Source organism: Streptomyces phytophilus (assembly GCF_013870535.1).
Classification (GTDB): Bacteria; Actinomycetota; Actinomycetes; order Streptomycetales; family Streptomycetaceae; genus Streptomyces; species Streptomyces phytophilus.
Window position 1 is genome coordinate 1 of record NZ_JACBXC010000283.1, and the last position, 5,923, is coordinate 5,923.

At 72.6% G+C, this 5,923-nt stretch carries 6 protein-coding genes; 1 reads left to right on the forward strand and 5 read right to left on the reverse strand.

What is annotated here, in order from left to right:
* The 5 genes from H5J30_RS14895 to H5J30_RS36735 all read right to left on the reverse strand — a co-directional run.
* On the reverse strand, positions 1–476 hold a 476-nt coding region (locus tag H5J30_RS14895; RefSeq protein WP_220188920.1), incomplete at its 3' end, for a MerR family transcriptional regulator.
* A gap of 209 nt (positions 477–685) precedes the next feature.
* Entirely contained in the window at positions 686–1,159 is a 474-nt protein-coding gene (locus H5J30_RS14900; RefSeq protein ID WP_027769953.1) for a bifunctional nuclease family protein, read from the reverse strand.
* A gap of 53 nt (positions 1,160–1,212) precedes the next feature.
* Positions 1,213–1,938, reverse strand: coding sequence for a transcriptional regulator FtsR (ftsR, locus tag H5J30_RS14905; RefSeq protein WP_181787919.1), 726 nt, complete (start codon positions 1,936–1,938; stop codon positions 1,213–1,215).
* Positions 1,939–1,970: 32 nt separating this feature from the next.
* Positions 1,971–2,510 (reverse strand): double zinc ribbon and FHA domain-containing protein, encoded by a 540-nt coding sequence (locus H5J30_RS14910; RefSeq protein ID WP_181787920.1) that lies wholly within the window; start codon positions 2,508–2,510, stop codon positions 1,971–1,973.
* A 444-nt stretch (positions 2,511–2,954) separates the two neighbouring features.
* The gene (locus H5J30_RS36735) at positions 2,955–4,523 is read right to left on the reverse strand and encodes an aminotransferase class III-fold pyridoxal phosphate-dependent enzyme (protein WP_258563321.1); all 1,569 of its coding nucleotides are present in this window, start codon (positions 4,521–4,523) and stop codon (positions 2,955–2,957) included.
* A 244-nt stretch (positions 4,524–4,767) separates the two neighbouring features.
* Here H5J30_RS36735 and H5J30_RS14925 point away from each other — a divergent pair, with 244 nt between their 5' ends.
* Positions 4,768–5,625: an IclR family transcriptional regulator gene (locus H5J30_RS14925; protein WP_181787921.1), complete on the forward strand. Its 858-nt coding sequence runs from the start codon at positions 4,768–4,770 to the stop codon at positions 5,623–5,625.
* Positions 5,626–5,923: the final 298 nt, after the last annotated feature.

The following is a 5,923-nucleotide window of genomic DNA, read 5'->3' on the forward strand; positions in this document are numbered from 1 at the left end:
ACGCGCTCCGCGTGCAGCTGCGCGAGGGTCGCCCGCACGTCGCTCCAGACCACGCCGACGGCGATGCCGAAGATGCCCTGGCCGCCCTGGAGCAGGTCGACGACCTCGTCCGGGGACGTGCACTCGTAGACCGTGGCGCCGTCGCTGATGAGCGTCATCCGCCGCAGGTCGGCCGCGTCGGTGGCGCGCAGGTGCCGTACGGCGGTCCTGATGCTCTGCAGCGAGACGCCCGCGTCCAGCAGCCGCTTGACGATCTTGAGGACGACGACGTCGTGGAAGCCGTAGAGCCGCTGGGCGCCCGAGCCGTGCGCGGCCCGCACGCCGGGCTCGACCAGGCCCGTGCGGGCCCAGTAGTCGAGCTGGCGGTACGTGATGCCGGCCGCGGCGCACGCGGCGGGCCCCCGGTAGCCGACTTCGTCCGGGTCCGTGGCGGCCTCCTGCGGCTGCCTCGCGGGTTCCGTGCCGTGACCGTACAACGGAACAGCTCCGCCCCCTCCGGCCGATCTCCCGCCGCCCGTGACCACCACGCCGACCTCCCGCTCCCTGACCTGCCTCCCGACGGTAGGCAGTCGCCCCGGGCGCGTCAACGAACGCCACACGGGGCACGCCGGGTGCTCATCACCCTACGGGTGGTTTGCCCACGGCGCCTGTGCGGTAGGCCCGGGCGGGCTACCGCGGGCGGCTGTCACTGGGGGTTCGTACCGAAGTCCTCGGGCGTGATCTGGTCGAGGAACTCGCGGAACTTCTCCACCTCGTCCTCCTGCTCGTCCGGGATCGAGATACCCGCGTCGTTGAGCACTCCTTCGCTGCCGTAGATCGGCGTGCCGGTGCGCAGCGCGAGCGCGATGGCGTCGGAGGGGCGGGCGCTCACCTCGGCGCCGCCGGAGAAGACCAGCTCGGCGTAGAACACGCCCTCCCGCAGATCGGTGATCCGCACCTCGGAAAGCTCCTGGCCGACCGCTTCCAGCACGTTCTTGAACAGGTCGTGGGTCAGCGGGCGCGCGGGGGTCATGCCCTGCTGCGCGAAGGCGATCGCCGTCGCCTCCCCAGGACCGATCCAGATGGGGAGGTACCGGTCGCCGCCCACTTCGCGCAGGAGAACGATCGGTTGGTTCGAGGGCATTTCCACCCGGACACCCACAACGTCGAGCTCGTTCACACAGCAACCCTAGGCCGACCCCGGCGGTTTTGGGTAGTCGAGCACGGGACCGGTCAGTTGCCGGCGACCCGCAGCGAGGACCGTACGAGGGTCGTGTGCAGCCGCGCGGACAGCTCGATCAGCCGTTCGGCGGTGGATTCGGCGTGGGCCCGCGTCTGCGGGCTGCGGTGCTGCCGCAGCGGGCCGATGACCTGTTCGACGAGGCCGGCCTCGCGGTCGGCGGCGGCCTTGAGGCCGCGCAGGTGGCGCGCCTGGAGCCCGTAGCTGCCGAGTTCGGCGACGAGGCGGACGACGGCGGCGGCGTCCGCGTCGTAGAGCCCGTCGGCGTCCGGGACGACGAGGCCGAACTCCTCCCAGGACGCCAGCTCGTCCTCGCCGACGGCGGCGGTGCGCAGGAGCGTCGCGCGGTCGATACGGGGGTCGTGGGGCGTCTCCGCGGCGGCGGAAGAGGCCCGGGGGCCGCTGCCGGGCCCGGGTTCCGCGTCCAACTGCTCGCGGATGACCTTCAGCGGCAGGTAGTGGTCCCGCTGCATGCGCAGGATCCGGGCCAGCCGCTCGACGTCCGCGGTGCCGAACTTGCGATAGCCGCCCGGCGAGCGCTGCGGCTCGACCAGGCCCTCCGACTCCAGGAAGCGGATCTTGGAGATGGTGACCTCGGGGAACTCCTCGCGGAGCACGGCGAGGACGCCCCCGATGCTCAACTGCCGGTCGCGCGCCCGGCGTCGGTCCGGCCGGTCCGCTTCCGGGGCGGCGGTGCCGCCCCTCGGGGTGTCGCCCATCGCTTCCGTCCCGTGGTCGAGTACTCCCGCCGTCAGGCGGCGCGCCGACTGGCGAAGAAAATCAGCCGGAACTTTCCGATCTGCACCTCGTCCCCGCTGGTCAGCTCGATCTCGTCGATCCGCTCGCGGTTGACGTACGTGCCGTTGAGGCTGCCGACGTCGGCGACCGAGAACCGGCCGTCGGGCGTCCGGCGGAACTCCACGTGCCGCCGGGAGACCGTGACGTCGTCCAGGAAGATGTCGCTCTGCGGGTGGCGCCCGACCGTGGTCAGCTCGCTGTCCAGCAGGAAGCGGGCCCCGGAGTTGGGGCCGCGGCGGACGACGAGCAGCGCGGAGCCGGGCGGCAGCGCGTCGACGGCAGCCTGCGCCTCGGACGACAGCGGCGGCAGCGTCTGCCCGCCGCCGCTGGCGACCTCGGCCTCGTATGCCTCAAGGCCCGAGATGGAGATCGTGGTGGTGGTCTCCGAGGGGCGCTCGGCCACACCTGCCCGCAGCGGGGCGCCGCAGTTGGAGCAGAACCGGCTCGCCTGGGCGTTTCGGGCCCCGCACCTGTTGCACACCGGCAGGTCCATGGACTGTGCCTCCTGCTGCGGAGCGCCCGCAGCGGCGTCGGGCGGATGCGAGCCGGGGGCGAACCCTCCACCCGCACTTGAGGTTGATGATTCCCCGAAACCTATGCGGCCCGACGCGGCAGGGTCAACATAAGACTCGCCCGGAGCGCCCGGAATGTCGCCGGGCGGCGGCGGCGCCTGATCCCGGTACAGGGCACGCTCGCCGCCCTCGCCGCCCTGGGACGCGGCGCGGTGCCGACCCGGCCGATCCGCCGAGCCCCTCCCGAACAACTTAGCGAACAACTTCACGGGCGATTTCCCCTTGACCGTCGGACAGGCCCGTGTTCGAGCAGGTCACTCGACACGCGCATCAGCGGCACCGGACATTCACTGAACGTCCACAACCCCCGGACAGTTTCCCTTACGCGACAGCAGCCGATGCGTCGACCCCCCGTAACCTTGAGGTCACGACGACGACCGAGCGTAGTCAGGCCGCTTCTCCCGCCGCAAGGCGTCCACGAGGACGGTGTCCCGGGGCTCGATGGACACCGTAGCCTGCTCCTCCTCCATGGTCTGAACCACCCCACCGGGGATGTTCAGCGCGGGCTCCAGATCCTCGGCGCGGCCGATCACGCGGAAGACGTACGGCTGGGAGACCGTGCGGCCGTCGATCGCCACGTCGTTCTCGCCGGAGTCGGCGAAGTGCGTACCCGCGACCACGCGGACGCCGTTGATCTGGATCGCCTCCGCGCCGGCCGCGCGCAGCTCCTGGATCGTGTCGAGCAGCATGTCCGCCTCCACCGCCCCCGCGGGGCCGCGGACGGTGATCTCGATGCCGGGGCCCTCGGCGGCGACGGTGCCCGCCAGCACGCCGAGCTGGCGCTGCTTGGCCTCCGTCTGGCGGCGCGCCTCCTCGGCCTGGTCGGAGCTGTTCTCCAGCTCCGCCTTCTGGTCCTCCAGCCGCTCGCGCTCGTCCTCCAGACGCTGGGTGCGGTCGTCCAGCTCGTCCAGGATCCGTACGAGGTCCTCCTGCCGCGCGCCGCGCAGCGCGCTGGACTCGCCGGTGGAGCGGACCTGGATGGCCAGGCCCAGGCCGAGCACGAACAGCAGCAGGGCGAAGAACGCGGGGGCGCCGGGGCGGGTGGAGAACAGCTCCATGAGGTCGGCCCGGCCGCCGATCGCGCCGGCGGGGGCGCCGTTGGCGATGGCCTTGCCCAGGGTGGTGAGGTCGGGGGTGACGCCGGAGATCTGCTGCCAGCCGCCGAGACTGTGCCGGACGCCGGTGATGACCTCGTCGAAGACGAGCACGCTGCCGGCCCCGGCGGTCTCCTCGCGCAGCGTGGTGAGGAACTCCTGGTGCGGCAGGAGCGCGCCGACGTTGTGCGGCACGGGCTCGACGATGACGGCGGCGATGTCGGCGCCGTGCTCGGCGAAGCAGCGGCGCACGGCGGCGCTGTCGTTGAACGGCAGCACGAGGGTGGCGTCGAGGACCTCGGGCAGGATGCCCGCGGAGATCGGGTCGTGGCCGCCGACGCGTTCGGGGGCGGAGATCACGTTGAGGCTGACCGAGTCGTGCCAGCCGTGGTAGCAGCCCTGGAACTTGACCACCAGCCGGCGGCCGGTGGCGGCCCTGGCGACGCGCAGCGCGTGGAAAGTCGCCTCGCTGCCCGTGCTGGTGAGCAGCACCTTCTCCAGCGAGGGCACCAGCGCGCACAGCTCCTCGGCGAGTTCGATCTCGCCCTCGGTGACGCCCACGCCCATGTGGCCGAGCGCGGCGCCCGCCTCGGCGGCGGCGCGGGCCACGTCGGGGTCGTTGTGGCCGAGGAGCGGCGGGCCGAAGGCCGCGTGGTAGTCGGTGAACTCGGCCCCGTCCGCGGTGCGGAAGCGGGCGCCGCCGGTGCCGGCGACGACGAGTCCCGGCAGGCCCGGGATGCTGCGCTGGCCGCTGTTCACCCCGCCGGGCACGACCCGCTGGGCGCGCTCGGCGAGGGCTGCTCCGGCTCCGGCGGTGGTGGCGTCCGGGCCTGGGCTCATGGTGCGTGCTCCTTGCGTCGAGTGTCTCGGTTCCACGGGCCCTGCCCGGCCCGTGAACCCTGGCGCCATCCGCCCGGCAGTCGTCGCAGGAAAGGTTGAAACGGTGGTTCGTGAACGGTGAGTTGAGGATTTTCAGAACGCTGTTCTGTCTTACCGAACAGAGCCAGACTCTACGGCCGAAAAAAGCGCCGGTCAACCCCTTGGCTCGACGGAACACCGGCCTCACCCCCTAAGCTGTTCGGTCATGACGAACAGAGCGGATGCCGACCAGCCGAAGTACTGGGTCAAGAGCGTGGGTCGTGCGGCCGAGATCCTGGAGGCCCTCGCGGGCCCGCCGCCGGGCGACGGGCTGAGCGTCACGCAGATCGCGCAGCGGTGCGGGGTCTCCAAGAGCACCGCGTTCGGCACCCTGCAGACGCTGCGCGCCTTCGGCCTGGTCTCGGACGACGGCGAGGGCATGAGTCGGCGCTACCGGCTGGGCATGGGCCTGGCCCGGCTCGGCGACCGCGCCCGCTCCCAGGTCTCGCTGCGCCGGCTGGCCCACCCGGTGCTGCGCGACCTCAGCACCCGTACCGGCATGGCCTCCCGCGTCGCCGTGCCGGAGGGCGGCCTCGCGGTCGTCGTGGACCAGGTCGAGATCGACCACCGCGTCCGGCTCGACCTGCGCATGGGCGAGCGCGAACTCCCCCACTGCACCGGCCTGGGCAAGGCCCTGCTGTCGGCGATGCCCGAGGCCGAGGCGGCGGCCGTGATCGAGCGGCACGGCCTGCCGCGGCGCACCGGCAGGACGATCACCGACCCGGACACGTTCCTGGCCCATCTGCGCGACATCGCCCGCGTCGGCTACGCCCTCGACGACGAGGAGGACGCCGAGGGCATCATCTGCATCGGCGCGCCGGTACGGGACGACCGCGGCACCTGCGCCGGGGCGGTGAGCATCACCGGCCTCAAGCTCGGCCTGCCGGCCTGGCGCTACCAGGAACTGGGCGGCGAGGTACGGGACGCGGCCCACCGGATCAGCCGCGAACTGGGCTGGCCGGGGGACGGCGACGGCACGGCCGGCGGGCCGGAGGACGGCGCGTCCCGGGCCGCCGCCCGCTAGCGGGCCCGCCCGCCCCGTACGGCAGTCCCGCGAAAATCGGCCCTTGACCGATCGGCGGGGGCGGTCGTACCTTTCCAGCCAACCGCCGAGACCTCCCGGTCACCGGCGCGACATGCACTGGACCCGTCCCCGGCGCCTGCCCTTCACGCCCGGGACCGGCCACCGGCACACCGCCGGCGGCCCGCGGTCCACAAGGCCATCCGCCGCCACGGCAGTCACCGCAGGAACGTCTCTCACGATCCGGACCTTCTCGGAAGGCGAAGTCCGCCATGAGCGTTCCGCAGCACCCGAGCACCGC

Coding starts and splice junctions, on each gene's coding strand:
- H5J30_RS36735 (WP_258563321.1), bottom strand. CDS start 4,523: ATGAGCCCAGGCCCGGACGCCACCACCGCCGGAGCCGGAGCAGCCCTC.
- H5J30_RS14925 (WP_181787921.1), top strand. CDS start 4,768: ATGACGAACAGAGCGGATGCCGACCAGCCGAAGTACTGGGTCAAGAGC.
- H5J30_RS14910 (WP_181787920.1), bottom strand. CDS start 2,510: ATGGACCTGCCGGTGTGCAACAGGTGCGGGGCCCGAAACGCCCAGGCG.
- ftsR (WP_181787919.1), bottom strand. CDS start 1,938: ATGGGCGACACCCCGAGGGGCGGCACCGCCGCCCCGGAAGCGGACCGG.